The sequence below is a fragment of the Nonomuraea angiospora genome, assembly GCF_014873145.1.
In the GTDB taxonomy this organism is placed as follows: Bacteria; Actinomycetota; Actinomycetes; order Streptosporangiales; family Streptosporangiaceae; genus Nonomuraea; species Nonomuraea angiospora.
Map to the genome: position 1 here is coordinate 4,809,161 of NZ_JADBEK010000001.1, position 26,573 is coordinate 4,835,733.

Genomic DNA, 26,573 nt, shown 5'->3' on the forward strand with positions numbered 1-26,573 from the left:
GGATCCGCATGGCTTCGCTCGTTTCGCTGCGGAACCACCTGTATCTCCTGGAAAATCCCATGAGATCATGCCTGGTACGTCAAATCCGGATATAACGGGCTATCCGGACAGATCTTCAGGAGGGCCGGCAGCAATGGCAACGGAGAATTCCGGACCACACCTGCCACCGTCCTGGCCAGACGCACCGCGCCGCGACGCGCCCGGCTCCCCCGCAACGGAGGTCCCCATGTCCTGGCCCGAGGCCCCGAGGTCCGCTCAGCAGGACCCGGCGTGGCCCGAGCCGCCACGCAAGGACGACTCCTGGCCGGAGCCGCCGCGCCGGGCCCGCCCCGAGCCCGGCCGTTCCGAGGCCGGGGGCCCGCAGTCGTGGCCGGACCTGCCGCCCCAGGGCGCCACCGGACCCTCCTGGCCGGCCCCGCCGGCCCGCGACGCCACCGGACCGTCCTGGCCCGAGCCCTCCCCGCAGGGCGCCTCCGGACCGACCTCCTGGCCGGACGTGCCACCCCCGAGCGCGGCGGGCCCGTCCTCCTGGCCCGACTCGTCCCCGCAGAGCGCCGGACCGACCTCCTGGCCGGAGGCGTCGCCGCAGAGCGCGCCGACCGCCTGGCCCGACTCCCCTCAGAACGGCCCCTCCTCCTGGCCCGACTCCCCGCAGAACGGGGCGTCCTCCTGGTCCGACTCGCCGCCGCAGAACGGCCCGTCGTCCTGGCCGGACGCCGCGCCGCAGAGCGGGCGCTCCACCCGGTCCGACCTTCCACTCCCCGGCGGGCCGTCCTCATGGCAGGACGGGCCGCCTCAGCAGGGCAGCGCCGGGCCGTCCTCCTGGCCCGAGTCGCAGGCGCGGGGCGGCCCGGAGTTCGGCTCGCGGGGCGAGGATCGCCCGGTGCCGGACCCGATCCCGGCCTGGGAGCAGCCGCCCCCGTCCGCCGACTCCTGGTCGAACCTCTCCTCCCCCGCCCCCTGGCCCCCCGCTGAGCGGGACAAGGCCGGCTTCCCGGAGCAGGCGACGGCGATGTACCAGGTCGACGACCTCCCGCAGGGCGCGCACGCGCCACCGCGGCAGGCACACCCCTCCGAAGAGCGGACGATGACGTACGCCCAGCACACGGAGAACCTGCTCAACGACCGCGCCGCCCCCTCCACCCCGAACATGGACCCGTCGAACATCAGCGCCACGCCCCCCGCCGAGGACACCGACGCCCCGCGCCCCGGCTCGAACCTGAACCGCGACCCCTCGGACCCCGACCGCCCGTTCGTGACCGCAGGCCAGATCAGCGGCTCCCGCACACCGCCGCCCGAGCGCCAGCAGGAGCTCTGGAACACCGTCTTCGGCGACAACTACCAGGCCATGGATGACCAGGACCTGGAGGAGGAGAGCCAGGGCAGGCCCATCTGGATCTACGCGCTCGGCGGCTCCGTGGCGATCGCGCTGGTCGCGGCGCTGCTGTGGGCGTTCCTCGCCGGCCCGCTGGCCAGTGACGACCCGGCGACCTCCAACGCCGTGGCCGAGAAGCCCACGACCCCGCCGAAGCCGAGCACCACGAGGTCCTCGACCACGATCGGCGCGCTGCCGAGATACCCGGGCAAGGCCGCCCCGGTCATCGGCAGGGTGCCCGACGCCGCCGCCGGGATCTCGCTCCCGCGCCTGGGCGGCACCTGGCGGCTGGACACGCGCACCACCGTCAAGGCCACCTACAACTACGACACCCGCCAGTTCGTCCCGATCACGCAGGACACGAGCGCCCAGCTCATGTCGGGCCCGCTGCCGCAGAAGCTGGCCTCGTACTACGAGAAGGACAACCTGGAGCCGGTCATCAAGCAGGTGGTGCTGGACGCGCGCAAGCGCTTCTTCCCCACCGGCAACCAGGTCCGCAAGATCGCCCAGCAGCCGATCAAGGTGGGCGACAACACGGGACGGCTGATCGCGTACTCGCTGACGTCGGAGAGCGAGAAGGCCACGATCGTGACGATGGCCGTCAACACCGGCGGCAACCTCCCGGCGATCGTCTACATGTCGATCCCGGCGGACAGCAAGCAGCTCCTGCCCGACATCCGCACGGTCATGAACCAGCTGAGGATCGGCGCCCAGGGCTGATCAGAAGTCGCACTCCATGTGCTTGATCCCGTTGATGAACATGGAGTGCAGCCGGTCGGGCCGGCCGCCCTCGATCCGCGGCACGCGGCGCAGCAGCTCGCGGAACATCACCGTGATCTCCCGCCTGGCCAGGTGCGCGCCCAGGCAGAAGTGAGGGCCGGGCCCGCCGAAGCCGACGTGCGGGTTGGGCTGCCGGGTGATGTCGAAGCGGTGCGGGTCGGCGAAGACGCTCTCGTCCCTGTTCGCCGACCAGTAGAACAGGACCGCCTTCTCGCCCTTGCGGTAGAGGTGCCCGTTCATCTCGTGGTCCCTGGTGACCTTGCGGCGCATGAAGTTCACCGGGGAGGCCAGCCGGACGATCTCCTCCACGGCGCCGGGCGCGTGCCCGTCGATGTCCTCCAGCCAGAGCGCGCGCTGGCCGGGGTTGTCGGTGAGCAGGCGCAGCCCGTACGAGATGGCGTTCCTGGTGGTCTCGTTGCCCGCCACCACCAGCAGGATGAAGAACGAGCCCAGCTCCTGCAGCGTCAGCCGCTCACCGTCGATGTTGGCGTTGACCAGGGACGACGTCAGGTCGTCCGTGGGGTTCTCGGTGCGGTGGGCGGCGAGGTCCTGCACGAGCTGCTGCAGCTCCATGCCGGCGGTGAGCAGGCGCTCGGCGAGCTGGTCGAGGTCGGCGCCGCCGTATTCGGGGTCGAAGCCGCCGAGGATGACGTTCGAGTGCTCGAAGACGAACCGGTGGTCCCGCTCGGGGATGCCCATCATGTCGCAGATGATCTTCAACGGGAGGCGCGCGGCGACCTCGGTGACGAAGTCGCAGCCCGGCCCCTTCGCCAGCAGGTCGTCCACGATGGCGACGGCCGCCGCCTCCACGTCCGCCTCGAACTGCTTGATCATCTTGGGCGTGAACGCGCGGGAGACGATCCTGCGCAGCCTGGCGTGGCGCGGGTCGTCCATGTTGATCATCGAGCCGAAGTACTCGGCGAACTCGGCGGGCATGTCGGGGATGTTCGTCGCGCCGCCGTCGCCGGAGGAGAAAACCTCGGGGTTACGGCTGGCCTCGAGGATGTCGGCGTGCTTGACCAGGGCGTGGTAGCCGGGGCCCCTGGGCGCGAAGTCGATCTCCATCTCCTGGAAGAAGGCGGGGGCCTCCAGCGCGCGCAGCCGTTCGAACGCCTCCTCGCGCTCACTCATGGGCCTGGCCCAGAAGTCGCGATCCGACAGATCGAAGTCAAGGACGCTCATAAGCCCATCTTTTGTGAAAGTAACCACTTACGTCAATCGGAAAACCAGTGGATCCCGGTGGCGGGCGGGTCCTAACCTGGCGCGCATGACGTTCTTCTTCCACCTCCGGTAGCGATCCGCCGGCGGGCCGCGGACGACCCCACCGCCGGCGATGCGGGACGGCTGAGCGAGCGCCGTCCCGGGTCGCGACGTGGGAGAAGGACACGTGCATACCTTTGCCGTGGCCAGGGCGGTGCATGGCATCGAGCCCCTGGTGGCCACGGAGATTCGACGTTCCCGGCTGGGCGTGGTGCGCGGGGTGCGCCATCGCGAGGTGTGGTTCGAGGCCGCGCCGGGGGCCGACCTGACGGGCCTGCGGACCGCGGACGACGTGCTGCTGGCCGCCGCCGTGGTGGACGGGATCGGCCACGGCCGCTCAGCGCTGCGCCGGCTGGCCCTCGCGGCCCGCTCCGTGGACCTGGGAGGGCTGACGGGCAGCGGGGTGGAGGTGTCGGCGTCGTTCGTCGGGCGGCGCAACTACACCCGGTTCGAGATCGAGGACGCGGTCGGGGCCGAGCTGGCGCGGCCGCTGCGGCTGCCGTACCACTCCAGGAGGGACGGGGCGCGGCCGCCGCGGGAGGCGATGTCGTGGCGGGTCACGATCGAAGGCGACCGGGCGCTCATCGCGCTGCGGCTGGCGGACCGGCCGCTGCACCGGCGGGCGTACAAGACGGACTCGATCCGGGGCACGCTGCACCCGCCGGTGGCCGCCGCCATGGCGGCGCTGGGCCGCCTCGGGGGCGCGGGGACGGTGCTCGACCCGTGCTGCGGCGCGGGCACGACGCTCATCGAGGCCCGCGCGCTGGCCCCGGGGGCGCGTCTCCTGGGCTTCGACCACGACCCGGCCGCACTCCGCGCGGCGACCGCCAACGCACGGGCCGATACGCGGCAGGCCGGGGTCGGGGGCGGGGCGGCGTTCGGGTGGGGTGTGGCGGACGGCGGACGGATCCCTGTGGCCGGCGGAAGCGTGGACCGGGTGCTGGTGAACCCGCCCTGGGGGCGTCAGGTGCCGCCCCGCGGGCTGCTCGCGCGGGACCTCGGCCCGCTGTGGCGGGAGGTCCGGCGGGTGCTGGCCGGCGACGGGCTCGCCGTGGCGCTGGTGCACGACGGGATCCCGCGCGGGTTCGCGCTGGAGGAGGCGGTCCGGGTCAGCCTCTCGGGGCGGCATCCGGTGATCGCGGTCCTCAGGAAGGAGGGCGGCCCCGTCAGGAGGTGAACCCCCGCGGGCGGACCTGGGTCAGCTCGGCCGCGGACGGCGAGCCGAGCCAGTCCAGGATCAGCCGGTTGACCTCGGCCGGGCGCTCCAGGTGGAGGAAGTGCCCGGCGCCCGCCACCAGTTCGGCCCGCGACCCCGGGGGCAGGTGGCTCATCGCGTTCTTGGCCAGCTCGGCGCTCAGGCATCCGTCCTGGGCGCCGTGCAGGTAGAGGACGGGGGCGGTGATCCCGCCCTCCAGGGCCGGGTAGCGGCCGGACGGAGGCGTGGTGCCGAGCATGGCCCGGTAGTAGCCGAGGGCGGCGCTCAGGTTGGCGGGCTCGCCGATGCTGCGCCGTACGAACTCCAGGTCCTCGCGCGCGTCGTAGCCGGGCGACCACTCGTGCCAGAGGTTCTCGAGGAAGCCGGGGCTCGCGGCGGCCGCCTCGCCCACTGCCGTCTGGAAGAGGAAGACGTAGAAGGACCGCTTGAGATGCTCGTACTCCAGGAACCCGGCGCCGAGCGAGCCGGGCGGCGGCACCGCGAGCGTGACGGCGCGCCGGAAACGTCCTGCCAGGTGGTACGTGGGGAAGGCGCCCCAGTCGTGACCGATGACGACCGCGTCCTCGTCGCCCCCGAGTTCCTCGTGCAGCGCGCGGACGTCGGCGACCAGCGCGGCGTCCTCGTACGCGCCGTCGGCGGGCACCTCGGTGGGCGCGTATCCCCGCATGAACGGCGCGACCGCGCGGTAGCCGCGCTGGGCCAGCGCGGGCATCAGGTGCCGCCAGGTGTGCGCGGAGTCGGGGAAGCCGTGCAGGCACAGCGCCAGCGGCCCCTCACCCAACGACAGATACGCGAACTCCACTCCGTTGGCGTGGATAGTCCTGATCTCCATGACTGCGAAACCTAGCATTCGGCCCGCCTCAGGAGTACCACTACTCCCAGGGACCGGTCAGAAGGTGTAGCTCATGTGCTTGATGCCGTTGATGAAGTTGGACAGCAGGTGGTCGGGCTCGCCCACGGCCCTGATGTGCGGCATCCGGGTGAACAGCTCGCGGAACATCACGGTCATCTCCCTGCGCGCCAGGTGCGCGCCCAGGCAGTAGTGCGGCCCGGGCCCGCCGAAGCCGACGTGCGGGTTGGGGTCGCGGGTGATGTCGAAGGTGTCGGGGTCGGCGAAGACGGCCTCGTCGCGGTTGGCGGAGTTGTAGAAGAGCAGCACCTTGTCGCCCTTCTTGTACCGCATGCCGTTCATCTCGTGGTCGCGCGTCAGCGTGCGGCGGAACTGGATCACCGGCGTGGCGTAGCGGATGATCTCGTCGCACGCGGTGACGATGTGGCCGTCGAAGTTGTTGAGCAGGATCGCGCGCTGGTCGGGGTGCTCGGTGAAGAGCTTGAGGCCGTGCGCGATGGCGTTGCGGGTGGTCTCGCTGCCCGCCACCACGAGCAGGATGAAGAACGACCCGAGCTGCTGCGGGCTGAGCCGCTCCTCGCCGTTGACCAGCAGGCTGACCAGGTCGCCCGTGGGGCGCTTGCGCCGCTCGTCGCCCAGGCGGGCGGCCAGCCGGTTGAGGGAGTAGCCGGCGCGCAGCAGCTTGGCCAGGCCCTTGGCGACGTTGCGGCGGGTGAGGTCGGTGCCGACGCCGGTGTATTCGGGGTCGGCGTTGCCGAGGATGACGTTGGTCTGCTGCAGCACCATGTCATGGAACTCGGCCGGGATCCCCATCATGTCGCAGATGACGCGTACGGGGAGCTTGGCGGCCACCTGCGCGACGAAGTCGCCCGGGCCCTGCTCGATCGCCTCGCCCACGATCTCGGCGGCGGCCGTGGCGAGGTCCTCCTCCATCTTCGCCAGGATGCGCGGCGTGAACGCCCTGGAGACGACCCGCCGTAACTGCGCGTGCTTGGGGTCGTCCATGTTGATCATGGAGCCGAAGTACACGCTCAGCCAGCGGGGCATGTCGGGGATGCTGTTGGAGCAGGGCTCGCTGCTGAACACGGCCGCGTTCCTGCTGGCCTCGGTCACGTCGGCGTGGCGCACCAGGGCGTAGAAGCCGGGGCCGCCGCCGATGAAGGGCAGGATCTGCTCCCGCATGAAGACCGGGCGGTCGATCTGTCTGAGCCTGCGGAAGGCCTCGTTACGCTCGGACTGCGGCAGGCCCCAGAACGGGATCTGCGACAGGTCCGGGTCAGCGGACAGTGTCATATCACACAAGCCTTCTGCAAGTACCCACTTACGTCAAGGGGCGCTCACCGGTGCTTCCCGATCAGATCGGCTGCCTTTTCGCCGATCATGATAGCCGGGGCATGGGTGTGACCGCGGATCAACGTCGGCATCACCGACACGTCGGCGACCCTGAGCCCCTCGACTCCGCGTACGCGCAGGGAGGGGTCGACCACGGAGGCGTCGTCCGTCCCCATGCGGCAGGTGCCGACCGGGTGGTAGAGCGTCTCGCCGCGCTCGCGCACCCACCGCGCGAGCTCCTCGTCGCTCTCCGGCCCCCAGTACGGCGCCATCGGCCCGCCCGCCCACGGCTTCATCGCGGCCGTGGCGAAGACCTGCTTGGCCGTCTTCAGCCCTGCGACCAGGCGTTTGACGTCGGCCTCCGCGCTCAGGTAGGCGGGGTCGATGACCACGTCCCGGCCGTTGAGCCCGACCCTGCCGCGGCTCTCCGGCTGCAGCAGCACGACCCCGACGGTGAGCCCGTGGCCGGTCGGCGGGGTGAGGCCGTGGTCGACGAACGGCCCGGGCGCGAAGATCAGCTCGATGTCGGGAGCGGGCTCCTCGGCCGAGGTCCTGATGAACGCGACCGCCTCGCCCACGTTCGTGGTGAGCATGCCGGAGCGCAGCACAATGTAACGCAGCAGGTTGCTGATCGACTCCGCCTTGGTCAGCGTCACCGGCTGCTTGCACTCGACGAACACGCCGCTCGAAAGGTGGTCCTGGAGATTCTTGCCGACCTCGGGCAGTTCGCGCACGACCGTGACCCCGGCGTCGCGCAGTTCGTCGGGGGCGCCCACGCCGGAGCGCATCAGCAGGTACGGGGACCCGATCGCGCCCGCGGACAGGATGACCTCGCCCTTGGCCCTGACCTGGGCCCCGCCACCGTACTCGATGCCGATCGCGCGCCGGCCCTCGAACACCACCCGGTCCACGGTGGCCCCGGTGACCACGTGGAGGTTGGGCCGGCCCTTGGCCGGGCGCAGGTAGGCGTCGGCCGAGCTCCACCTTCGGCCCCGGTTCTGGGTGACCGGGGTGGGGCAGTAGCCCTCGTTGGAGGGGCCGTTCAGCTCGCTGAGCCGGGTGAGCCCGAGCTCCTCGCACGCCTGGAGGAAGGCGGCGGTGGTGACGTTGGGGCTGCGCAGCTCGGAGATGTAGAGGGGCCCGGAGGTGCCGTAGACGCCGCCCTCGTTGCTGCCGAGGCGGTGCTCGGCCCTGGTGAAGTACGGCAGGACCTCGCGGTACGACCAGCCGGGGACGCCCCACTGGTCGTAGTCGCGCTCGCAGCCGCGCACCCACATCTGGGCGTTGAGCGAGGACGAGCCGCCGATCACGCGGCCCCGGGGCCAGTAGAGCTCGCGGCCCGACATCTCGCCCTGCTTGGCCGTGGTGTAGTTCCAGTCGTAGTCGGTCTTGAACAGCTTGGCGAAGCCCGCGGGCATGCGGATCTCCAGCTTGTCGTCCTGGCCGCCCGCCTCGACCAGCGCGACCGTCACGCCGGGATCGGCCGAGAGCCTGTTGGCCAGCACGCACCCGGCGGATCCCGCCCCGACGATCACGTAGTCGTACTCCATGACTCCTCCAAGTAACTTGGTACTTGCTTACTCCAGGCGGGGGCACACGTCCATATGGAGTTGTGACCTGGGTTACCTACCAGTCGGTATGCCGTCCTGCGAGGATGGCGCGCAAGCCCCGGCTTTGAGGAGGAAGGCGTCATGCTCAACCTGTCGACCGTCCTGGAGGACAGCGCCAGGAACACCCCTGACGGCACCGCCATCGTCTTCGGCGACATGCGGCTGCCGTACTCCATGATCGACACCGTCGCCAACCAGGTCGCGAACCTCCTGGTCGCCCGAGGGGTCGGCAAGGGGGACAAGGTGGCGCTGGCGTGCCCCAACCTGCCGTACTTCCCGTTCGTCTACTTCGGCATCCTGAAGGTCGGCGCCACGGTGGTGCCGCTCAACGTGCTGCTGCAGTCGCGGGAGATCACCTACCATCTCGGCGACAGCGACGCCAAGGCCTTCTTCTGCTTCGAGGGCACCGCCGAGCTGCCGCTGGGCGAGCGCGGCAAGGCGGGCTTCGAGGCCGCGGAGGGCTGCGAGCACTTCTTCGTGCTGCCCGCGACCCCGCTGGCGACCGAGTCCGAGCACGGCGAGTCGATCTGGGCGGCGCTGGGCGGCATGGCGGGCGAGTTCGAGACCGTGCAGACGGCGCCGGACGACACCGCCGTGATCCTCTACACCTCGGGCACCACGGGCCAGCCCAAGGGCGCCGAGCTCAGCCACCAGAACATGCTGCTCAACGCCATGGTCTCCGACAAGATGTTCCCCCGCTCGGACGAGCACGACACGTACCTGGCGGTCCTGCCGCTGTTCCACTCCTTCGGCCAGACCGTGGTCATGAACACCGGCTTCCTGCGCGGCGCCACCGTCGTGCTGCTGCCGCGCTTCGACCCCGGCGACGCGCTCGCGCTCATGGCCAAGGAGGGCGTCACGTTCTTCGCCGGGGTGCCGACGATGTACTGGGGCATGCTCACCAAGATCCACGCGGACGGCGTGGAGGTGCCCCGCTCCCTGCGCGTCGCCGTCGCGGGCGGCGCGTCCTCGCCGGTGGAGGTGCTCAAGGACTTCGAGCGCACCTTCGGCATCGGCATCCTGGAGGGGTACGGCCTGTCGGAGACCTCGCCGGTGGCCAGCTTCAACCAGCTCGGCCGCCCCACCAAGCCCGGCACCATCGGCACCCCGATCTGGGGCGTGGAGATGAAGCTGGTCGATGGCGACTGGAAGACCATCGAGGGCGAGGGCCCCGGCGAGATCGCCGTCCGCGGCCACAACGTCATGAAGGGCTACTACGGCCGCCCGGAGGCGACGGCCGAGGTGATGAACGACGGCTGGTTCCGCACGGGCGACATCGCGACCCGTGACGCGGACGGCTACTATTCCATCATCGACCGAGCCAAGGACATGATCATCCGGGGCGGCTTCAACGTCTATCCGCGGGAGCTCGAAGAGGTCCTGATGACCCACGAGGCCGTGTCGCTGGCCGCCGTGGTGGGGGTCGCGCACGAGTCCCACGGCGAGGAGATCAAGGCGTACGTCATCCCCGCGCCGGGCTCGACGATCACCGAGGACGAGCTGATCGCCTGGGCCAAGGACAACATGGCGGCCTACAAGTACCCCCGGATCGTCGAGTTCCGCGACTCCCTGCCGATGACGGCCACGGGCAAGATCCTCAAGCGCGAGCTGCGGTAACCGGTCGACTCCTTTCCCTCAAGGCGCGGGCACTCTGCCCGCGCCTTTGTCTTTGCGGAGGTCTCGTGGCGGACGGATACGTCGTCATCACCGGAGGGCCGGGCGCCGGGAAGAGCACCCTGGCCGAGCACCTCGCCTCGCTGGGGTTCCGGCTGCAGCCGGAGGCCGGGCGGGCGATCATCCGGGACCAGGTGGCGATCTCGGGGCCGGCGCTGCCGTGGCTGGACCCGGGGCTGTTCGCCGAGCTGATGCTGTCGTGGGACCTGCGGTCCTACCACGCCGCCTCGGGGGCGGGGCCCGTGGTCTTCGATCGGGGACTGGTCGACACGATCGGATATCTGCGCATGCTGGGGCGTACGGTGCCGCCGCACCTGCACAACGCGGCGCGGGCGTACCGCTATCACCGGCGCGTGTTCGCCGCGCCGCCGTGGCCGGAGATCTACGAGCACGACAGCGAGCGGAGGCAGAGCCTCGGGGAGGCCGAGCGGACGTACGACGCGGTCGTGCGGGCCTACGCGGACTACGGCTATTCGGTGGTCACGCTGCCCCGGGCACCGGTCGAGGAGCGGGCCGCGTTCCTCATCCGCGCGGCCGGCTGGCCGGCACGTACCTGAACGACACCGCCTCCATCAGCGGCCGGCGCCGGGTGTTGTGGAAGGACGCGATGCGCCACCTGCCGTCGGCCTCGCGGACCAGCGTGTACGTCTGCACCTTGGTCAGCTTGGCGGGGCGCTTCCTGGCCACGTCTCCCCTGCCGGTGACCACGGCGGCACCGGGGCCGTAGAAGCGCACCTCCGTGATCTCGTTGAACATCTGCGTGCCCTTGAGCACCCTGTCGAAGAGGGCCTGGTGCCCGGCGGCCACGTCGTCACGGCCGTGGTAGACGGTGCCGACGAAGGTGGTGTAGCTGGCGTCCTGCGTGAAGCAGGCCCCGTAGGCGACGCCGTCGCCGCGGTTCCAGGCGTCCTCCAGCTCGGCGAACAGGCTCTGGATCTCGCTGGTGATCATTTCCGCTCCCTCTGATATTATTTGCATTAGGTAAGTCTCTGCTCTCATGCAGATATCAACTTAAGGAAGAGGAGTGGGCTTGTCAACCGATCCGAGCGCCGTCTTCCGGCGCTACCTGAGCGCGATCGTGCTCAACAGCCTGGCCGCCGCCGAGGCCGCCGGACTCAACGCCACCGACTACTACGCGCTCAACCTGCTCGACCTCACCGGCCCGCTCACCTCCGGCGAGCTGGCCGCCCAGACGGGGCTGACCACCGGCGCCACGACGCGGCTCATCGACCGCCTGGAGCAGGGCGGGTACGCACGCCGCGCGCCGGACCCCAACGACCGGCGCAAGGTGATGGTCGAGTCGGCCGGCCGGCCGGAGCGGCTCGACGAGGTGCTGGCGGGGACCAGGGCCCGGCTGGCCGAACTGCTGCAGGGCTATCCGGAGGCGGAGCGGGCCACGTTGTTCGACTACTTCGAGCGGGCGGCGACGGCCTACCGGTCGGCCACCGACGAGCTCATCGCGAGGCGGAACGCATGACGCGCCCCCTGGCCCTCTTCGACCTGGACAACACGCTGGTCGACCGGCTGGCCGCCTTCGAGCTGTGGGCCGCCGAGTTCGCCGCCGAGCGGGGGCTCGGCGAGGGGGCGGGGGCGTGGATGGTGGCGGCGGACGCGGACGGGTCCCTGCCCATGGACGCGTTCTTCCGGCTGGTACGCGAGCGGTTCGGGCTGGCCGAGCCGGCCGACGAGCTGTGGGCGGCGTACCGGGCCCGGCTGCCGCACCTGGTCCGCTGCCCCGGCGAGGTGCTCGACGGGCTCGACCGGCTGCGGGCGGCCGGATGGGCGGTGGGCATCGTGACGAACGGGATGGCCGACAACCAGACCGGCAAGATCGAGCGTACGGGGCTCGCGACCCGCGTGGACGGCTGGGCGATCTCCGGGGCGGAGGGCGTGCGGAAGCCCGACGTACGGCTGTTCGAGATCGCGGCCCGGAGGTGCGGCGCGTCGCTGGGGCCCCTCGGCTGGGTCATCGGCGACGACCCCGACAAGGACGTCGCGGGCGGCCGCCGGGCGGGGCTGCGGACGATCTGGATCGACCGGGGAGTCACCGGCGGGGTCGTGGCCGATCACACGGTGACCGACGCGCTCTCCGCCATCGAGCTGCTTATCCGGCTGAACTGAACCGCCCGGATCGGTAGCGTGGCCGGATGCGGGACAGGCCGGATTCGTTCGACGAGGGATTGCTGCTGCCCGCGCTCGGCGCGTGGGGCATCGGGGCGCGCACGCTGGACTACGCGCCGGTCGGCTTCGGCGACTACCACTGGATCGCCGACGGGCGCTGGTTCGTCACGGTCGCGGACGTGCGGCGGCGCGGCTTCGACGGGCTCCGGTCGGCCATGGACACGGCCGCGGCGCTGCGGGCCGAGGCGGGGCTCGACTTCGTGGTGGCACCGCTGCGCACCACCGACGGCGCGACCCTCCTGCGGCTCGACCGCCACCGGTGGGCGATGAGCGTCTTCCCCTACACGAACGGTCTCGCCGGCGAGTTCGGCGAGGAGCAGCCGGCCGGAGACCGTGCCGCGATCATCGACCTGCTCGCCGCCCTCCACGCCACGCCGCCGCCGCTGTCCACTCCCCCGCGCCCCCTGGAGCTCTCGGGCCGGGCCGTCCTGGAGCAGGCGCTCCAGGACACGCGCCTGCCCTGGCCGGGCGGCCCGTACGCGGAGCCCGCCAGGGAGGTGATCGCCGACCACGCCGGCGTGCTGCGGCGCAGGCTCGCGGAGTTCGACCGGACGGCGGCCGGCACCGGCGAGCCCGTCGTGACGCACGGCGAGCCGCACCCGGGCAACCTGCTGCGGTCCGGCGGGCGGTGGCTGCTGGTCGACTGGGACACGGTGGGGCTGGCGGTGCCCGAACGCGACCTGTGGCTGGTCGCCAGGGACGCCGACGACCTGGCCCGCTACGCCGACGCCACCGGCCGCACGCCCGACCCGGCGGCGCTGGAGCTCTACCGGCTGCGGTGGGCCCTCGACGACGTGGCCGAGTTCGTGGAGTGGTTCCGCTCGCCGCACGGGCGCACGCCGGACGCCGGACAGAGCTGGGACGCCCTGACCGGCACCCTCAAGGGCCTGGCGTCCTGAGGTGACGGCCGGCCGATCCACCACGCACGACATCGAGATCCGCGACGACATCGTGATCAAGCGATACCGCTCGTGGGACCGTGGCGAACACCGCCGCGAATGGGCCGCGCTCAACGTGCTGGCTGAGCACGCCCCGGGCCTCGCACCCGCTCCGGTGCGCGCCGACCTCGACGGATCCCCGCCCACGGTGGTCATGAGCCGCCTGCCCGGCACCCCGCTCCGCGGCCTCCCCACCGGGCCCGAGCAGGTCCGCGCCCTCGCCACCGCCCTCACCCACCTCCACCACGCCATCCCCGGGACAGGCTCGCTCGAACCCGCCGCCTGGCACCCGGCCGCGGCCGTCGCGCACGTGCGTGCCCTCGCCGCCGCCCACCCCGACCTGGGCGATTCCCCCTGCGCCCGGCGGGCCTTCGCCCTCGGGACGGCTTGGTTGTCCGGCCCGTCCCTCGACCGGCTGCCGATCAACCCGTTCCCGCCCGTGCTCGGCATGGCCGACGGCAACCTCGCCAACTATCTCTGGGACGCCGCCACCGCCCGCGTCCGCATCATCGACTGGGAGGACTCCGGTCTCGCCGACCGCGCCTTCGAACTCGCCGAGGTCGCCGAGCACATCTCCCACGTCGACGGCGACCTGGACAGCGACCTGCTCCTGGCCCATCTCGACCTGACCTCGGCGGAGGCGGCCCGCGTCCACGACTTCCGGCGGCTGCTCGCCCTCGGCTGGCTCCTCATGCTCGGCCCCGGCGGCCCCGCCACCCGCCGCAATCCCCCCGGCACCCTCGACCGTCAGGCCGAACGCGTGCTCGCCCTCCTGGATTCGTGAATCTTACTCTTGCTTCAATACATACTGTAGCCATAAAGTTACTCTTAGCAATGACGTTCGCCAAAGGAGATCACGTGGGCAGGCACGCCAAGCCCCATAGTCCCAAGGACGAGCTACCAGAGCCCCAAGAGGACTCCACCGAGGACGAAATCCACACCAGTCGCGGAAAACACGCCAAGGACCGGCAGCCGTCACAGTAGGCGCGCACCGCTCCCCGCCAGGGGACGGTGCGCCGCCGCTCCGCGCCCGCCATCCCGCCGGATATTTGCACACTGAAATAAGTCCGGATAGTCTCCCACTAAATCTTCCAGCACTGAACTAAGTATGGAACGGGAGCACCGGCATGTACCCCAGCGACCTCACCGGCACCTACACCCTCGACCCCGCGCACACCCGGTTCGGCTTCGTGGCCCGCCACGCGATGGTCACCAAGGTTCGCGGCAGCATCCCCGTCAAGGAGGCCACAGCCTCCCTGGACGCGGACGACCCGGCCGCCTCCACCGTTCACGTGGTGCTCGACGTGGCCGGCATCCAGACCGGCAACCAGCACCGCGACGACCACCTGCGCACCGGCGACTTCCTGGACGCCGCCGCGCACCCGTACATCACCTTCGACGCCACCGACGTCAAGCACATCGGCGGCGACAGCTTCGAGGTCACCGGCGAGCTGACCATCCGGGGCGTGACCCGGCGGATCACCGTCCCCCTCGACTACACCGGCACCGCGCTCGACGCCCAGGGCCTGACCCGGGTCGGCTTCGAGGGCAGCACCGTGATCAACCGCAAGGACTTCGGCATCACGTACAACGCGGTCCTGGAGACCGGCGGCGTGATGATCTCCGAGAAGGTGACGCTCGAGTTCGACCTGTCCGCCGTCAAGGACGCCTGATCACAAAGCGACAGCGTCATGCGTGACGTCACCATCCCGCCCTCCAGACCCTACGAGCGTCACCGGGTCGAGCAGCACCCCGCCCGCAGTACCAGCACTAATCCGGCCGTGTAGGCGAGGGCGTACCAGAGAGGCAGCGGGGCCCCGGTCACCGCGGCGGCGACGCTGAGGGCGCCGACCAGGGCCAGCAGTGTCGCGGCCACGGCCGTCGCGGAGCAGGCCGTGGCCGCGACCGCGAGCCCCCCGAGCACGCCCACGGCGGCGAGCAGGTCGGCGAGCAACCAGACGTCCAGCAGCCCCGCCTCCGTGACCAGGCGTAGCAAGGGCGTAGGGAGTGACGGCGTCCAGATCCACGTCGGGCCGCCGCCGGCCAGGTTGGCGGCGGTCGGGATCGCGAGGAGCACCAGCAGGACGCCTGCCGGGGACCTCAACGGAGGTTGGCCAGGCGGTAGCCGTCACCGGACCTCCACAGCAGCCAGTCGCCCGCCGCCAGGACGACGTCCGGGCTCTTGAACCGCCGGCCGGTGACCGGATCGAGCACGAACGAGGTGGCCCCGGTGTTGTAGGTGATGAGCCGGTTGCCCGCCGTCATCCAGGGGGAGACGCCCTTCTTCGGCGTCGGAACTCCATGCAGCACCGACACCGCCCCCCAGGTGTCGCGCGGCGTCCACCGCAGCGTGTTGCCGGCCACCCAGGCGAACCACTTCCCGGACGCCGCCGCGTACCACTTCTGGTCCGGATCGCCCATGCGCTGCGCTCGGACGCCTTCCGGCAGCGGATGCTCGGCCGTCACCCTGCCCGTCTCGACGTCGACGACGCGCAGCACCTTGTCGTTCGCCCGCTCGGCGGTGAACAGGTCGGGGTAGGAGAACGCCACCGCCACCCCGCTCGCCGGTTCCCCGGACTTGACGACCGTACCCACCTGCGCACATCCCTTGGCCATCCAGGGCTGCCGCATGACGTCGTTGCCGACGACCACGCCGCCGTCCACCCAGACCCGCCCCCGGGAGTCCGTGCCCTGCGGGCTGATCGTGCGCGTGGTCCCGTCCGCCGTGCGGCACCGTTGGTCGGCCGCCGAGCCGTTCACTTCCGTCCAGGTACGGAAGTCCGCGGCCGTCCCCAGCCCCGACCGCGCCCGGAAGCCGAGCTCCTTGGGCGTGCCGCCGCCGTCCACCTCCGCCGCCTGCCCGTCGGGCGTCGTGCCCAGGACCGTCCCGTCGCTGCCCAGCGCCGCGGGCACGAACGGCTCGCCTTTCGCCGTGCGGCCCTCGACGTCCACGACGCTCGTCACGTTCATGAGCTGGCCCAGCGCCTGTTCGAGGCGGACCCCGGCCGGGAGATGGACGTCCGTCCGGTCGGGAGTGGCCGTCACCGTCCTGGTCGCGCTCGGTTCGGGCGACCCGGACGCTGTCACGGCCGGCTCGGAAGGTGCGGTGGAGGCGGGGGTCGGGCTCAAGGTCACCGTCGTCGCGGCGTCGCCGTTCCCACCGCGTACGGCCAGGGGCACGCCCACCAGCACCGCCGTCGCCCCCGCCGCGACGGCCAGTACCGAGGCCCGCCTGTTCCTGCGGCGCGTGGCCACGGCCCGGTGGATCCGGTCGGCCAGGCCGGGCGGCGGATCGTCCGGCGAAGGCTCGCTGAGCAGCGCGGCGAGGCGGCGTTCCAGGTCATCCATGCTCGATCTCCTCGGTCTTGACGGCCTCACGCAGCCGGGCGAGCCCCCGCGACACCTGGCTCTTGACGGTCCCGCGGCTGCAGCCGAGCAGCCGGGCGATCTCCTCGTCTCCGCGTTCCTCGACATAACGCAGCACCAGTACGGCCCGCATACGTGGAGGCAGCTCGGCGATCCTGGCGCGGAGGCCGTCGTCCAGCAGGCGTTCCAGCCCCGCGTCCTCCGTCGCGGGCTCGGGCGGATCCGGCACGCTCACCTCACGCTTCGGCCGCCGCCAGCGGTTGGCCATGATGCGGACCATGGCCGTGCGGACGTACCCTTCCGGGTCGTCCTTGCGCCTGATCGCCTTCCACCGCAGGCCGGTACGGGTCAGCGCTTCCTGCACCAGGTCCTCGGCGTCATGCCTGTTCTGGGTCAGGACCATGGCGTAGCGATAGAGCGCCGGCAGCCGCTGCTCCGCGAATCTCTCAAACGTCGGATCGTCCACTCCTACCTCCGGCATCCAAGGACACTTCAGCCGGCCGGATGGTTGAGTGGCGACGGAAAAAAGCCGCAGACAGCACTCGGACCGGGAGCCTCCGTCACGACTGCTCGTACGCGCGCCGTCGCCGAGGGCAGTGGGGTCGTCACTGCGGGGCGGTTTCGGTCGCCTCCCTGATGTGCGCGTTACGCAGCAGGATCAGCCTGGTCATGTAACGCCGCAGGACGAGAGCATCGGCGAGAGTGCCCAGCGGACCGGCGGGCGCGGCGAAGTCGACGATGTCTTTCATGAGGGTCGCCTCGACGCCGCTGCCGCCGACATGTGCCGGTTCGAAGGTGTGCTCGTGGCGCCAATACCGGAACGGGCCGCTCACCTGTTCGTCGACGAAGTACGAGGGGCGGAGGTGGGCGCTGATCGTCGAGGTCAGGTGCCAGGTGAAGCCGAAGTGCCGCGCTCGCCAGGTGACGTGGTCGCCCAGGGAGAGCTGTCCGGAAGTGACCCCTGCGACCGCTTGCTCGCGCGAGCCGCGCATGGAGGAGGCGTGCAGCTCGACCGACAAGGACGCGTCGAAGACGACCGGCGGCGGCGCGAGGACCAGGGTGGCCACCTCGAAACGGGACATGCGCGGATCTTAGTGGCGGAGCCCCCTTGGGAGGCGCCGGCTGAGCGCTTGGCGCCTCCCAAGGCGAAGGCTATGTCTCAGGGCCAGTCGAGGGACGGCCGGAGGGGGACGCCGGAGCGGCCGTTCTTGTCGAGCTTGACGCCCAGCACCTGGTGGAGCTGGACCTTGTTGCGCTCGAAGCCCACGATGCAACCCGCCATGTACAGGGCCCACACCCGGGCCGTGCCCATGCCGACCTCCTCGACCGCGTCGGACCAGTTGGCGTCGAGGTTGTCGCACCAGTGGCGCAGCGTCTTGGCGTAGTGCTCCCGCAGGTTCTCCTCGTGGCGGATCTCGAAGCCGGTGTCCTCCATCTGCCGGACCAGCCAGCCGACCGACTCCAGCTCGCCGTCGGGGAAGACGTACCGGTTGATGAAGCCGCCCTTGTTGAACGTCTTCTCCTTGCCGGTCGGCCGCGTGATGCAGTGGTTGAGGATCCGGCCGCCCGGCTTGAGCTTGCCGTACAGGAACTCGAAGTACGACGGGACGTTGGCCTTGCCGATGTGCTCGGTGAGGCCGATGGAGCTGACCGCGTCGAAGTTCGACTCCTTGACGTCGCGGTAGTCCATGAAGCGGACCTCCGCCAGGTCCTGCAGGCCGGCGTCCGCGATGGCCTTCTGGGCCCACTCGGCCTGCTGGCGGCTCAGCGTCACGCCGAGGGCCTTGACGCCGTAGTGCTTGGCGGCGTGCATGACCATCCCGCCCCAGCCGCAGCCGACGTCCAGCAGGCGCATGCCCGGCTTGAGGTCGAGCTTGCGGGCCACCAGGTCGAACTTGGCGTACTGGGCCTCCTCGAGCGTCGACTCCTCCGAGGGGAAGACGGCGCACGTGTAGGCCATGGACGGCCCCAGGACCCACTCGTAGAAGCGGTTGGAGACGTCGTAGTGATGGTGGATGGCCTCGGCGTCACGCTGCTTGGCGTGGCGGGAGCCCAGCTTGGCCAGCGCGCTCTGACGCATCTCCTGTGGTGGTGGTGGAACCCGCATGAGGAGTGGTTTGACGCCCAGGGCGCGGACGGCGGCGATCTTCTCCTGGGTGGTCAGGTCGTTGGTGGTGATGTTCCACATGCGGTCGAGCAGTGCGTACATGTCGCCGTGTACGTCGATGTGGCCGGAGATGTACGCCCTTGCCAGGCCCAGCTCGCCGGGTGCCTGCGCCAGATAGGCGACCGCGATCGGCGACTTGACCTCGATGCTCAGGTCGGACCCGTCCGGACCTGCCTTGCTGCCGTCGTACGCCTGGAACGCGACGTTCGCTTCCGTGCCGACGATTTTCTCAAAGATGGTTGCCAGCGCCACAGCTCACCTTCCCGCTACACATTTTTCGTAGAGGTCAAGCAGGCGACCGTTCGGGTCGTATTCCCGCTTGACAGGCCAGTAGGCGTCGCCGTTGTACAGCTGCCAGAACTGTTCGCGCGCGTAGAACGAGGTCGAGTAGAGCGACTTGTGACCGTCGAGCTCGTGCACTTCGCGCTCGATCAGCCGGTTGTAGTAGCCGTCGAACTGCCCCCGCGGCAACGGCACCATGCCCCAGAATCCGAAGTTGACGTAGAGCCTGCCCGGCTCCAGAGGGTAGAGCGGCCAGCGCGAGTTCGCACGCAGCGGGCACATCCACACCGGTGTCATGCCCACCTTGTCGTGGAAGAACTCCAGGAACTCCGCCCCCCGCTCGACCGGAGCCTCGACGTCCTGGATCACGGACTCCTGCACGGGCTGGTCGCGCCACCTGTCGATGCGCGCGGTGACCCCGTACTTCCTGTCCAGCGCCACCAGGCGGCGGTAGACGTCGGAGCGCATCCAGCGGCGCGGCATGAGGGAGCGCACGACGGGCTGCTGCACGCCGAACGCCCGCGAGCACCAGAACCAGTCGGTGTCCCAGCGCCACAGGTAGTCGCGGATGGTCAGCCAGTCGCGGTTGCGCTGCCTGATCGACTGGTAGTAGATGCGCATCCCCGTGTAGTCCGAGACATAAGGGGCACGCTCGGCGAACCGGCCGACCGTGATGTACATCTCCCCCGGATGGAAGTAGACGCCGTCGACGAAGTCGACGCTCTCCCCGTCGTGCACCATGCTGTCGCAGATCTCCTGCAGGGCCAGCATGCACTTGGCCGCGTCCGTGAACTTGACGTGCGTGAGCCGCACGTACGGCTGGACCTTGCGGAGCTTGATCCGGATGCGCAGCGCGTAGCCCAGCGTGCCGTAGGAGTTGGGGAACGAGCGGAAGAGCTCCCGGTGCTCGTTGTCGTCGCGGGCCACGACGACGCGCCCGTCACCGGTGAGGATCTCGAGCTCCTCCACCGACTCGTGCGGCAGGCCGTCCCGGAAGCTCGTGGACTCGATGCCGAGCCCGGTCACGGCGCCGCCCAGCGTGATCGTCTTGAGCTGCGGCACCACGTACGGCATGAGCCCGTACGGCAAGGTGGCGTCCACCAGGTGCTCGTACGTCGTCATGCCCTGGACCTCGGCCGTCATGGTCTCGGGGTCGACGCTGATGACCTCGTCGAGATCCCTCGCCGAGAGCTTGGCCGTCCTGCCGCCGTCGCGGAACCTGAAGAGGTTGGACGTGGACTTGGCCAGGCGAGGGGCGGCACCGCCCGGGATCTCGGCGTACGACTGCCGGATCTGCTCTACTGCCCGTTGGTGTGTCGACATCTTCGTCGGCACGGCAAGCACCCCCTTGAGCTGGTAGAGATCGTCCGTAAGACGGTATCTCCCGCGGGCGACCTCGAATAGACCGGGGTCGTTAAAGACACGAAAACTGTTCATAGTGACAGGTGAAATGCCTACGTGGTAGGCGATTGCGTAAACTTTCTGCAGATCGTGGAGCTTACGCCGTTAAGCACGTTATGCACCTTGCGGCCCCCGATTGCGGCGGTGAGGTTGTCCAGAGTCGCCGTGAGCAGACGGCCGGTGGCCTCGGGCGTGACGCCCGCGACGTGCGGCGACAGCAGGACATTCGGGAGGCCCCGCAGCGGGTCGTCCGCCGGCAGGGGCTCCACGTCGAACACGTCGAGCGCCGCGCCGCCCAGATGCCCCTCGCGCAGGGCCGTGACGAGCGCCCGCTGGTCCACGACGCCGCCCCGCGCGGCGTTGACGAGCAGCGCGCCCTGCTTCATGCGGCCGGGGTCGACGAGGCCGCGGGTCTCTTCGGACAGCGCGATCACCACGACGAGCACGTCGCTGGAGGAGATCAGCTCCGGCAGGTCCGCGAAGCCGGGGTCCTCGCGGGGCGTGCGGGTCCAGTAGGAGACGTGGCAGCCGAGGGCGCGGAACATCTCCGCGCAGGACGCGCCGATCGGCCCGTACCCGACGATGCCGACGCGGCGCCCGCGCAGCTCGTACGGCTGCAGGCCCTGCTGCGGCCACTCACCCGCGCGTACGGCGGCGTCGGCCGCGGCCAGCTTGCGCGACAGCGAGAGCGTGGCCGCCAGGCACCACTCCGAGACCGCCACCGCGCTGACGCCCGGCGTGTTGGCCAGCGGCACCCCGACCGCCGCCAGGGCGTCGAGGTCGTGGCCGTCCACGCCCACGGACGGCTGCTGCACGAACGCCAGCAGGGGCGCGGCCTTGACCGCCTCGGCGTCCATCGCGAGCGTGCCCGTCCAGTCGCCGAGCACGATCTCCGCCTCCGGCAGCGCGGCCAGGAGCGCGTCCCTGTCGCGGGCCGCGGGCACGCGCACGGTCACCTGGTCGCCCAGCGGGGCGAGCAGGTGGCGCATGAGCTCTTCGGGGAGCGGGGGCAGAGCGAGCAGGTTCCAGGGGCTCATGCCCCCACAGTAAAGCTGCTGATCACCTGCCGCATCAGTTGCCTGTTACGCGTCCACTGGGCCTCGTTGACCGTCCAGGACAGGATGTACGCCGTGTCGCCGATCGCGACGGCCCGGCGCACCTCGTGGTACCGGGTGCCCGGCGTGGCCCACGGGGTGTCGCCCCCGGTGCCCGCGGTCCAGGAGAACTCCCACTCCACGGCCTTCGTGCCCTGGTGCACGACGACCCTGCGGCCGCGGTTGACGACGTTCTGGGCGTTCTGCGTGACGGTCTCCTGCGCGTCGCGCAGGAGCTGGTACGGGTCGACGGAGGAGTAGACGGCCTCCACCCCGAGATGCGCGTTCCGGTCCTGGCGCGTCCACTCGGTGTAGGCCTCCTTGAGGGCGCCGCGCCAGCCGGTGGGCCGCATGATGGACCAGCCGGCACGCGACTTCCACGCGCGCACGACCGGGACTGCCCTCGTCACGCTGGGCGTCGGGGTGGGCGTCGCGCTCGGCTCCGGCGTGTCCGTGGCCGCCGGTGTGAGCGGGCGGGTCGCGGCGGCGGGCTGAGCGGTCTGCCGCGGGGCCCCCTCCGCCGGGGACGCGAGCTTGAAGTACGCCACCGAGCCGCCCGCGATCACCAGGACCGCCGCCGCGGCCGCCGCGAGCACGGCACGGCCCCGGCCGCCGCCGCCCGGTTTGCGCTCCGGCACGTCCCGGTCGTCGCTCGCGGGCTTGGCCTGGAGGATGGCCTGGAGCAGCCGATCGGCCTCCGCGGCGTCGACCCGCTGCTCCGGCTCCTTCTGCAGCAGCCCGCGCAGGATCGGGTGCATGATCGGCGGGATCCTGCGGTAGTCGGGCTCCTCGTTGAGCAGCGCGTTGAGCGTCGCCATGGGGTCGCCCCGCTCGAACGGCGAGCGGCCCACCATGCACGCGTACAGGGTGGCGCCGAGCGACCACAGGTCTGAGGGCGGTCCCGCGTGCTCGGCGCGCACCCGCTCGGGAGCCAGGAAGCTCGGCGAGCCCGTGACCATGCCGGTCTTGGTGAGCGACGCGTCGCCCTCGGCGGTGGCGATGCCGAAGTCCATGAGCACGACCCGGCCGTCCTCGGCCATCAGGATGTTGCTCGGCTTGACGTCGCGGTGCAGGATGCCCACCTCGTGGGCGGACCGCAGCGCGGACAGCACCTGCCGGCCCAGCTCGGCCGCCTCCCGCACCGGGAGCGCGCCGGAGGTGAGCACGACCTCCTCCACCGTCGGATGGCGCAGCAGCTCCATCACGATCCACGGACGGCCGCCCTCCTCGACGACGTCGTAGATCGCGACGACGGACGGATGGCTCAGCTTGGCCGCGGTGCGGGCCTCACGGGCGGTCCTTAAAAGCTGGCGCTCCTGCTCGCCCGGCGACAGCCCGTCGGGCAGCAGCACCTCCTTTATGGCGACCTGCCGGTTGAGCAGGGTGTCCTGCCCCTCCCAGACGACGCCCATGCCCCCGCGGCCCAGTTCGCGTACTAACTGGTAGCGTCCCGCGATGAGCCGGTTGCTATCCGAAACCATGTCCTACCCCTGTTGACCACCCGAACACAGTGGGCAAGTTTCCCATACCTCCCACCTCTTCGCCGGAAGTCGCGAAGGCCGCTTGCGATAGATCACCGAAGGTTGTTCTACTGGGGAGATGCCTGACGTTCGCAGCGGCCCGCTCGCCGGGGTACGCGTACTGGAGCTGGCAGGGCTCGCACCTGGGCCGTTCGCCGGGATGATGCTGTCCGACCACGGCGCCGAGGTGCTGCGCGTGGACCGCGTCAAGGCGGTCTCCGACCGGCCGCGCGGCGATGTCATGGATCGCGGCAAGCGCACGATCGGGCTGGACCTGAAGTCCCCCGAGGGCGTGGCCGCGTTCAAGGAGCTGGCGCGGCACGCCGACGTCGTGATCGAGGTGTTCCGCCCGGGGGTGGCCGAGCGGCTCGGCATCGGCCCCGGCGACCTCCACGCGGTGAACGAGCGCCTGATCTACGGCCGGATGACCGGCTGGGGCCAGGACGGGCCGCTCGCGCCCACCGCCGGCCACGACATCGACTACGTGGCCATCTCCGGCGTGCTGTCGATGCTGGGGCGCGAGGGCGGCCCGCCGACCCCGCCGATCAACATCCTCGGCGACTTCGCCGGCGGCGGGCTGATGCTGGCGTACGGGGTGCTGCTGGCCCTGTTCGAACGCGAGCGCACCGGCAAGGGGCGGGTGATCGACGCGGCCATGGTGGACGGGGCGGCGATCCTGTTCTCGATGTTCTACCAGGCGGCGCAGAGCGGCTACTGGGGGCCGCGCGGCACCAACCTGCTCGACACCGGCGCCCCGCAGTACGACACGTACGAGACGGCCGACGGCGAGTTCGTGGCCGTGGGCTCGCTGGAGCCGCAGTTCTGGGATGCGATGGTGGGCCTGATGGAGCTGGCCGACCTGCCCGACAGGAACGACAGGGCGCAGTGGCCCGCGCTGAAGGCCCGCCTGGCCGAGGAGTTCAGGAAGCGCACGCGGGCCGAGTGGGAGGCGCTCTTCGAGGGCTCGGACGCGTGCGTCTCGCCGGTCCTGTCCATGGCCGAGGCCCCCCACCACCCGCACAACGCCGCCCGCGGCTCCTTCGTCGAGGTCGGCGGCGTCACCCAGCCGATGCCCGCGCCCCGCCTGCTCGGCGCGCCCCGGCCGGACCTCTCCCCCGCCACCCGCCTCACCGACCTTTCGGAGTGGGGGCTGTCTCAGGAGGAAGCGGACAAACTCCGCGGCCAGGGCGTGCTCGCGTAGTCCTTCAGCACGATCGAGTCGTGCAGCCGCACGCCCTTGCTGCTGATCTTGGCGGCCGCCGTGGTGAGCGCGACCGGCAGGTGGTTGATCAGGCGCACCGTCGCGGCCAGCGCCCAGAGGTCGAACCGGCCGCCGGGGACGATCTTCTTGGCCGCGTTGACGGCGAACGTCCGGCTGCGGCGCACGTACTCGCCGATCTCGGCCTCGTAGGCGGGGAAGGCCCGCGTGTGGTCGCCGCCGTGGGCCGCGAGCTCGCCCGCCAGGATGTACGCCCCGACGACCGCCAGGCTCGTGCTCCCGCCGACGGCGGGACCGGGGCAGTACCCGGCGTCGCCCACGAGCGTCACCCGGCCGCGTGACCAGGTGTCCATGCGGAGCTGCGTGATCGAGTCGAAGTAGAAGGCGGGCGTGCGGTCCAGCTCCGCCAGCAGCCGCGGCACCTCCCAGCCCATCCCCTCGAAGTGCTCGCGCAGCAGCTCCTTCTGCCGGGGGACGTCGCGGTGGTGGTAGTCGAGCTGCCGTGGCGTCCTGAACAGGAACAGCGCCCGTGCCTCGCCCGTGTCCACGGTACCGACCCCGGCCATCCGGCCCGCCCCCGCGATGACCTCCGTCCGGCCGTCGATCGCGAGGTGGGCGGGCACCGAGGCGACGGCCAGATAGGCGCCGATCCACGTGGCGTAGTCCGACTCGGGGCCGAAGACCAGGCGGCGGACGTTCGAGTGCAGGCCGTCGGCGCCGATGACCAGGTCGAACCTGTCCGTCCTGCCGCTGTCGAAGGTGACCTCGCCGTCGCCGTCGCCGTCGCCATCGTCGGAGATCGAGGCGATGGAGTCGCCGAAGACGTAGTCGACGTCGTGCCTGGTGGCGTCGTAGATGATCTCGCTCAGGTCGTCGCGCATGATCTCGACGTGCCGGTCGGAGACGGCGCTCATCACGCGGCGCAGCTCCAGCTCGATGGGCCGCGACCGGCCCTCCCGGTGCATCGTGAGCCGCTCGATGCCGGTCTTCTTCGCCATGACCTGCTCCAGCAGGCCCATCTTCTCGACGATGTCCATCGCCGGCCTGAACAGGTCGACGGCGTGGCCGCCGGTCTTCCTGAGCGCCGGGGCCCGTTCCACGACGGTGACGGTGAAGCCGTGCCTGGTGAGCCAGTACGCGAGCGCCGGACCCGCGACGCTCGCTCCCGAGATGAGGATCCGCATGACCGCCCCCTTACTTAACGGTTGGTAAGTGCCAGGCTAGCAGCTTACTTAACGATAGGTAAGGGGTATTCTTCAGCCATGCCCAGTGACACGAGGACGCGCATCCAGGAGGTGGCCCGCGAGCTGTTCGTCTCCCAGGGCGTTCAGAACACGAGCCTGCGCCAGATCTCAGACCGGCTGGGCATCACCAAGCCCGCGCTCTACTACCACTTCGCCTCGCGCGACGACCTCGTACGCAGCATCGTGCAGCCGATGGTGGACGACATCGAGCGGTTCGTCGCGACGCGCCGGCCCGGCGACGCCCGGCAGCTGCTCGACGACTACTTCGAGCTGATCTGGCGGCACCGCGAGGTGACCATGATGATGGTGCGGGAGCTGTCCGTGCTGGGCTTCCTCGACCTGGGCACCCGCATGTTCGACTGGCGGCGGCGGATCATCGCGCTGCTGCTGGGCCCGGAGCTCACACAGGCGCAGCACATCCGGGCGACGGTGGCGCTGGGCGGCATGTCCGACTGCTCGGTCGAATACGCGAACCTGCCGGTCGAGGAGGTCAAGCCGGCGGCCGTCGAGGCGGCGGCCGCCGCGCTCGGTCTCTAGATGGCCAGGTAGAGGTCCACGCCGTCCGGGTGGTGGACCTCGAGGTCAGTGGTGAACGCGCGCGACGGCGTACCCCCTGACTCGGTGTGCTTCCACACCTGCTGCCACGTGTCCACCAGGGCCTGCGGCATCGGGCCGCGTACCTCCAGCCGCATGGACGGGCCCGCCGGCACGCGCACGGCCACCATGCCCTCCGGCAGGCGCGGCACGGTGCGCACGCCGGTGCCGACGATCTGCGTGTAGGCGCCGTGGTGGTCGCTCTCGTAGTCGGTCAGCACCGCGTACAGGTTCTCGTCCACGCGACCCGGCACGTGCGCGAAGGCCCCCGGAGCACCGGCCCGCTGCCACAGCACGGGCAGCTTCGCCCGCGACGGATCCATCTCGTCCGCGTTGGTGGTGCGTACGGCGAAACCGACCACGATCAATTCACCCCGTTCGGTCACGTCCACAGGGCCCTCCCTCCCCCAAAGGTGTCCCGGCCGATCATAAGCCCCCGCCAAAGGCGGAAACCCCTCAATCTGCGGTCA

General features: G+C 70.7%; 26 protein-coding genes. 11 read left to right on the plus strand and 15 right to left on the minus strand.

Annotated features, from left to right (window positions below; genetic code table 11):
* The first annotated feature begins 226 nt into the window (after nucleotides 1-226).
* Nucleotides 227-2,095 (plus strand): hypothetical protein, encoded by a 1,869-nt coding sequence (locus H4W80_RS21655; RefSeq protein WP_192786763.1) that lies wholly within the window; start codon nucleotides 227-229, stop codon nucleotides 2,093-2,095.
* On the opposite strand, the gene H4W80_RS21660 is transcribed toward H4W80_RS21655, so the two are convergent.
* On the minus strand, nucleotides 2,096-3,337 hold the full coding sequence (locus tag H4W80_RS21660) for a cytochrome P450 (RefSeq protein ID WP_192786764.1): 1,242 nt from the start codon (nucleotides 3,335-3,337) through the stop codon (nucleotides 2,096-2,098).
* 205 nt (nucleotides 3,338-3,542) lie between these two features.
* Here H4W80_RS21660 and H4W80_RS21665 point away from each other — a divergent pair, with 205 nt between their 5' ends.
* Complete coding sequence (locus H4W80_RS21665) at nucleotides 3,543-4,592, plus strand: TRM11 family SAM-dependent methyltransferase (protein WP_318786986.1); 1,050 nt, start codon at nucleotides 3,543-3,545, stop codon at nucleotides 4,590-4,592.
* Here the strand turns inward: H4W80_RS21665 and H4W80_RS21670 are convergent.
* From H4W80_RS21670 to H4W80_RS21680, 3 genes are read right to left on the minus strand one after another with little or no spacing between them, the layout of a single operon-like run.
* On the minus strand, nucleotides 4,582-5,463 hold the full coding sequence (locus H4W80_RS21670; protein WP_192786765.1) for an alpha/beta fold hydrolase: 882 nt from the start codon (nucleotides 5,461-5,463) through the stop codon (nucleotides 4,582-4,584). The two genes, H4W80_RS21665 and H4W80_RS21670, sit on opposite strands and share 11 nt — an antisense overlap.
* 57 nt (nucleotides 5,464-5,520) lie before the next feature.
* On the minus strand, nucleotides 5,521-6,774 hold the full coding sequence (locus H4W80_RS21675; RefSeq protein WP_192786766.1) for a cytochrome P450: 1,254 nt from the start codon (nucleotides 6,772-6,774) through the stop codon (nucleotides 5,521-5,523).
* Between the two features lie 44 nt (nucleotides 6,775-6,818).
* Entirely contained in the window at nucleotides 6,819-8,363 is a 1,545-nt protein-coding gene (locus H4W80_RS21680) for a GMC family oxidoreductase (RefSeq protein ID WP_192786767.1), read from the minus strand.
* A gap of 141 nt (nucleotides 8,364-8,504) precedes the next feature.
* On the opposite strand from H4W80_RS21680, the gene H4W80_RS21685 reads away from it, so the two are divergent.
* Both H4W80_RS21685 and H4W80_RS21690 read left to right on the plus strand, forming a co-directional pair.
* The gene (locus H4W80_RS21685) at nucleotides 8,505-10,040 is read left to right on the plus strand and encodes a long-chain-fatty-acid--CoA ligase (RefSeq protein ID WP_192786768.1); all 1,536 of its coding nucleotides are present in this window, start codon (nucleotides 8,505-8,507) and stop codon (nucleotides 10,038-10,040) included.
* A 65-nt stretch (nucleotides 10,041-10,105) separates the two neighbouring features.
* On the plus strand, nucleotides 10,106-10,654 hold the full coding sequence (locus tag H4W80_RS21690) for an AAA family ATPase (protein ID WP_192786769.1): 549 nt from the start codon (nucleotides 10,106-10,108) through the stop codon (nucleotides 10,652-10,654).
* Here H4W80_RS21690 and H4W80_RS21695 read toward each other — a convergent pair.
* The gene (locus H4W80_RS21695) at nucleotides 10,620-11,048 is read right to left on the minus strand and encodes an SgcJ/EcaC family oxidoreductase (protein ID WP_192786770.1); all 429 of its coding nucleotides are present in this window, start codon (nucleotides 11,046-11,048) and stop codon (nucleotides 10,620-10,622) included. The genes H4W80_RS21690 and H4W80_RS21695 overlap by 35 nt on opposite strands.
* Before the next feature lie 73 nt (nucleotides 11,049-11,121).
* Between H4W80_RS21695 and H4W80_RS21700 the strand changes: the two genes are divergently transcribed.
* From H4W80_RS21700 to H4W80_RS21720, 5 genes are all read left to right on the plus strand, one after another.
* A complete protein-coding gene (locus H4W80_RS21700) occupies nucleotides 11,122-11,574 on the plus strand; it encodes a MarR family winged helix-turn-helix transcriptional regulator (RefSeq protein ID WP_318786987.1) in 453 nt (150 codons plus the stop codon).
* Entirely contained in the window at nucleotides 11,571-12,218 is a 648-nt protein-coding gene (locus H4W80_RS21705) for an HAD family hydrolase (protein WP_192786772.1), read from the plus strand. Before H4W80_RS21700 ends, H4W80_RS21705 begins: the two co-directional genes overlap by 4 nt.
* Nucleotides 12,219-12,244: 26 nt before the next feature.
* A complete protein-coding gene (locus H4W80_RS21710; RefSeq protein WP_192786773.1) occupies nucleotides 12,245-13,177 on the plus strand; it encodes a phosphotransferase in 933 nt (310 codons plus the stop codon).
* A gap of 1 nt (nucleotide 13,178) precedes the next feature.
* Complete coding sequence (locus tag H4W80_RS21715) at nucleotides 13,179-14,000, plus strand: phosphotransferase family protein (RefSeq protein WP_192786774.1); 822 nt, start codon at nucleotides 13,179-13,181, stop codon at nucleotides 13,998-14,000.
* Between the two features lie 343 nt (nucleotides 14,001-14,343).
* Nucleotides 14,344-14,889, plus strand: a complete 546-nt coding sequence (locus H4W80_RS21720) for a YceI family protein (RefSeq protein WP_192786775.1) — start codon at nucleotides 14,344-14,346, stop codon at nucleotides 14,887-14,889.
* A 59-nt stretch (nucleotides 14,890-14,948) separates the two neighbouring features.
* Here H4W80_RS21720 and H4W80_RS21725 read toward each other — a convergent pair whose 3' ends face one another.
* The 8 genes from H4W80_RS21725 to H4W80_RS21760 all read right to left on the minus strand — a co-directional run bounded on the left by H4W80_RS21725 (nucleotide 14,949) and on the right by H4W80_RS21760 (nucleotide 23,007).
* Nucleotides 14,949-15,320, minus strand: coding sequence for a hypothetical protein (locus tag H4W80_RS21725; protein WP_192786776.1), 372 nt, complete (start codon nucleotides 15,318-15,320; stop codon nucleotides 14,949-14,951).
* A complete protein-coding gene (locus tag H4W80_RS21730; RefSeq protein ID WP_192786777.1) occupies nucleotides 15,317-16,564 on the minus strand; it encodes a hypothetical protein in 1,248 nt (415 codons plus the stop codon). The genes H4W80_RS21725 and H4W80_RS21730 overlap by 4 nt, the downstream gene beginning before the upstream one ends.
* On the minus strand, nucleotides 16,557-17,063 hold the full coding sequence (locus H4W80_RS21735) for a SigE family RNA polymerase sigma factor (RefSeq protein ID WP_192786778.1): 507 nt from the start codon (nucleotides 17,061-17,063) through the stop codon (nucleotides 16,557-16,559). Before H4W80_RS21735 ends, H4W80_RS21730 begins: the two co-directional genes overlap by 8 nt.
* 124 nt (nucleotides 17,064-17,187) lie before the next feature.
* Nucleotides 17,188-17,664, minus strand: coding sequence for an SRPBCC family protein (locus H4W80_RS21740; RefSeq protein WP_192786779.1), 477 nt, complete (start codon nucleotides 17,662-17,664; stop codon nucleotides 17,188-17,190).
* 77 nt (nucleotides 17,665-17,741) lie between these two features.
* The gene (locus H4W80_RS21745; RefSeq protein ID WP_192786780.1) at nucleotides 17,742-19,001 is read right to left on the minus strand and encodes a class I SAM-dependent methyltransferase; all 1,260 of its coding nucleotides are present in this window, start codon (nucleotides 18,999-19,001) and stop codon (nucleotides 17,742-17,744) included.
* A 3-nt stretch (nucleotides 19,002-19,004) separates the two neighbouring features.
* On the minus strand, nucleotides 19,005-20,354 hold the full coding sequence (locus H4W80_RS21750; protein ID WP_192786781.1) for an FAD-binding oxidoreductase: 1,350 nt from the start codon (nucleotides 20,352-20,354) through the stop codon (nucleotides 19,005-19,007).
* Between the two features lie 131 nt (nucleotides 20,355-20,485).
* A complete protein-coding gene (locus H4W80_RS21755; protein ID WP_192786782.1) occupies nucleotides 20,486-21,469 on the minus strand; it encodes an NAD(P)-dependent oxidoreductase in 984 nt (327 codons plus the stop codon).
* Complete coding sequence (locus H4W80_RS21760) at nucleotides 21,466-23,007, minus strand: serine/threonine-protein kinase (protein WP_192786783.1); 1,542 nt, start codon at nucleotides 23,005-23,007, stop codon at nucleotides 21,466-21,468. Before H4W80_RS21760 ends, H4W80_RS21755 begins: the two co-directional genes overlap by 4 nt.
* A 118-nt stretch (nucleotides 23,008-23,125) precedes the next feature.
* Between H4W80_RS21760 and H4W80_RS21765 the strand changes: the two genes are divergently transcribed.
* Nucleotides 23,126-24,247, plus strand: a complete 1,122-nt coding sequence (locus H4W80_RS21765; protein ID WP_192786784.1) for a CaiB/BaiF CoA transferase family protein — start codon at nucleotides 23,126-23,128, stop codon at nucleotides 24,245-24,247.
* Here the strand turns inward: H4W80_RS21765 and H4W80_RS21770 are convergent.
* Nucleotides 24,202-25,449, minus strand: a complete 1,248-nt coding sequence (locus tag H4W80_RS21770; RefSeq protein ID WP_192786785.1) for an FAD-dependent monooxygenase — start codon at nucleotides 25,447-25,449, stop codon at nucleotides 24,202-24,204. The two genes, H4W80_RS21765 and H4W80_RS21770, sit on opposite strands and share 46 nt — an antisense overlap.
* 78 nt (nucleotides 25,450-25,527) lie before the next feature.
* On the opposite strand from H4W80_RS21770, the gene H4W80_RS21775 reads away from it, so the two are divergent.
* Complete coding sequence (locus tag H4W80_RS21775) at nucleotides 25,528-26,046, plus strand: TetR/AcrR family transcriptional regulator (RefSeq protein ID WP_192786786.1); 519 nt, start codon at nucleotides 25,528-25,530, stop codon at nucleotides 26,044-26,046.
* Here H4W80_RS21775 and H4W80_RS21780 read toward each other — a convergent pair.
* The gene (locus H4W80_RS21780; protein WP_192786787.1) at nucleotides 26,043-26,495 is read right to left on the minus strand and encodes a GyrI-like domain-containing protein; all 453 of its coding nucleotides are present in this window, start codon (nucleotides 26,493-26,495) and stop codon (nucleotides 26,043-26,045) included. The two genes, H4W80_RS21775 and H4W80_RS21780, sit on opposite strands and share 4 nt — an antisense overlap.
* Nucleotides 26,496-26,573 lie beyond the last annotated feature (78 nt).

Bases quoted from the DNA above. Each gene is read 5' to 3' on its own strand.
- H4W80_RS21730 (WP_192786777.1), bottom strand. From the start codon at position 16,564: ATGGATGACCTGGAACGCCGCCTCGCCGCGCTGCTCAGCGAGCCTTCG.
- H4W80_RS21735 (WP_192786778.1), bottom strand. From the start codon at position 17,063: ATGCCGGAGGTAGGAGTGGACGATCCGACGTTTGAGAGATTCGCGGAG.
- H4W80_RS21765 (WP_192786784.1), top strand. From the start codon at position 23,126: ATGCCTGACGTTCGCAGCGGCCCGCTCGCCGGGGTACGCGTACTGGAG.
- H4W80_RS21675 (WP_192786766.1), bottom strand. From the start codon at position 6,774: ATGACACTGTCCGCTGACCCGGACCTGTCGCAGATCCCGTTCTGGGGC.
- H4W80_RS21710 (WP_192786773.1), top strand. From the start codon at position 12,245: ATGCGGGACAGGCCGGATTCGTTCGACGAGGGATTGCTGCTGCCCGCG.
- H4W80_RS21670 (WP_192786765.1), bottom strand. From the start codon at position 5,463: ATGGAGATCAGGACTATCCACGCCAACGGAGTGGAGTTCGCGTATCTG.
- H4W80_RS21755 (WP_192786782.1), bottom strand. From the start codon at position 21,469: ATGAGCCCCTGGAACCTGCTCGCTCTGCCCCCGCTCCCCGAAGAGCTC.
- H4W80_RS21740 (WP_192786779.1), bottom strand. From the start codon at position 17,664: ATGTCCCGTTTCGAGGTGGCCACCCTGGTCCTCGCGCCGCCGCCGGTC.
- H4W80_RS21770 (WP_192786785.1), bottom strand. From the start codon at position 25,449: ATGCGGATCCTCATCTCGGGAGCGAGCGTCGCGGGTCCGGCGCTCGCG.
- H4W80_RS21680 (WP_192786767.1), bottom strand. From the start codon at position 8,363: ATGGAGTACGACTACGTGATCGTCGGGGCGGGATCCGCCGGGTGCGTG.
- H4W80_RS21720 (WP_192786775.1), top strand. From the start codon at position 14,344: ATGTACCCCAGCGACCTCACCGGCACCTACACCCTCGACCCCGCGCAC.
- H4W80_RS21705 (WP_192786772.1), top strand. From the start codon at position 11,571: ATGACGCGCCCCCTGGCCCTCTTCGACCTGGACAACACGCTGGTCGAC.
- H4W80_RS21655 (WP_192786763.1), top strand. From the start codon at position 227: ATGTCCTGGCCCGAGGCCCCGAGGTCCGCTCAGCAGGACCCGGCGTGG.
- H4W80_RS21685 (WP_192786768.1), top strand. From the start codon at position 8,505: ATGCTCAACCTGTCGACCGTCCTGGAGGACAGCGCCAGGAACACCCCT.
- H4W80_RS21750 (WP_192786781.1), bottom strand. From the start codon at position 20,354: ATGTCGACACACCAACGGGCAGTAGAGCAGATCCGGCAGTCGTACGCC.
- H4W80_RS21695 (WP_192786770.1), bottom strand. From the start codon at position 11,048: ATGATCACCAGCGAGATCCAGAGCCTGTTCGCCGAGCTGGAGGACGCC.
- H4W80_RS21760 (WP_192786783.1), bottom strand. From the start codon at position 23,007: ATGGTTTCGGATAGCAACCGGCTCATCGCGGGACGCTACCAGTTAGTA.
- H4W80_RS21775 (WP_192786786.1), top strand. From the start codon at position 25,528: ATGCCCAGTGACACGAGGACGCGCATCCAGGAGGTGGCCCGCGAGCTG.
- H4W80_RS21660 (WP_192786764.1), bottom strand. From the start codon at position 3,337: ATGAGCGTCCTTGACTTCGATCTGTCGGATCGCGACTTCTGGGCCAGG.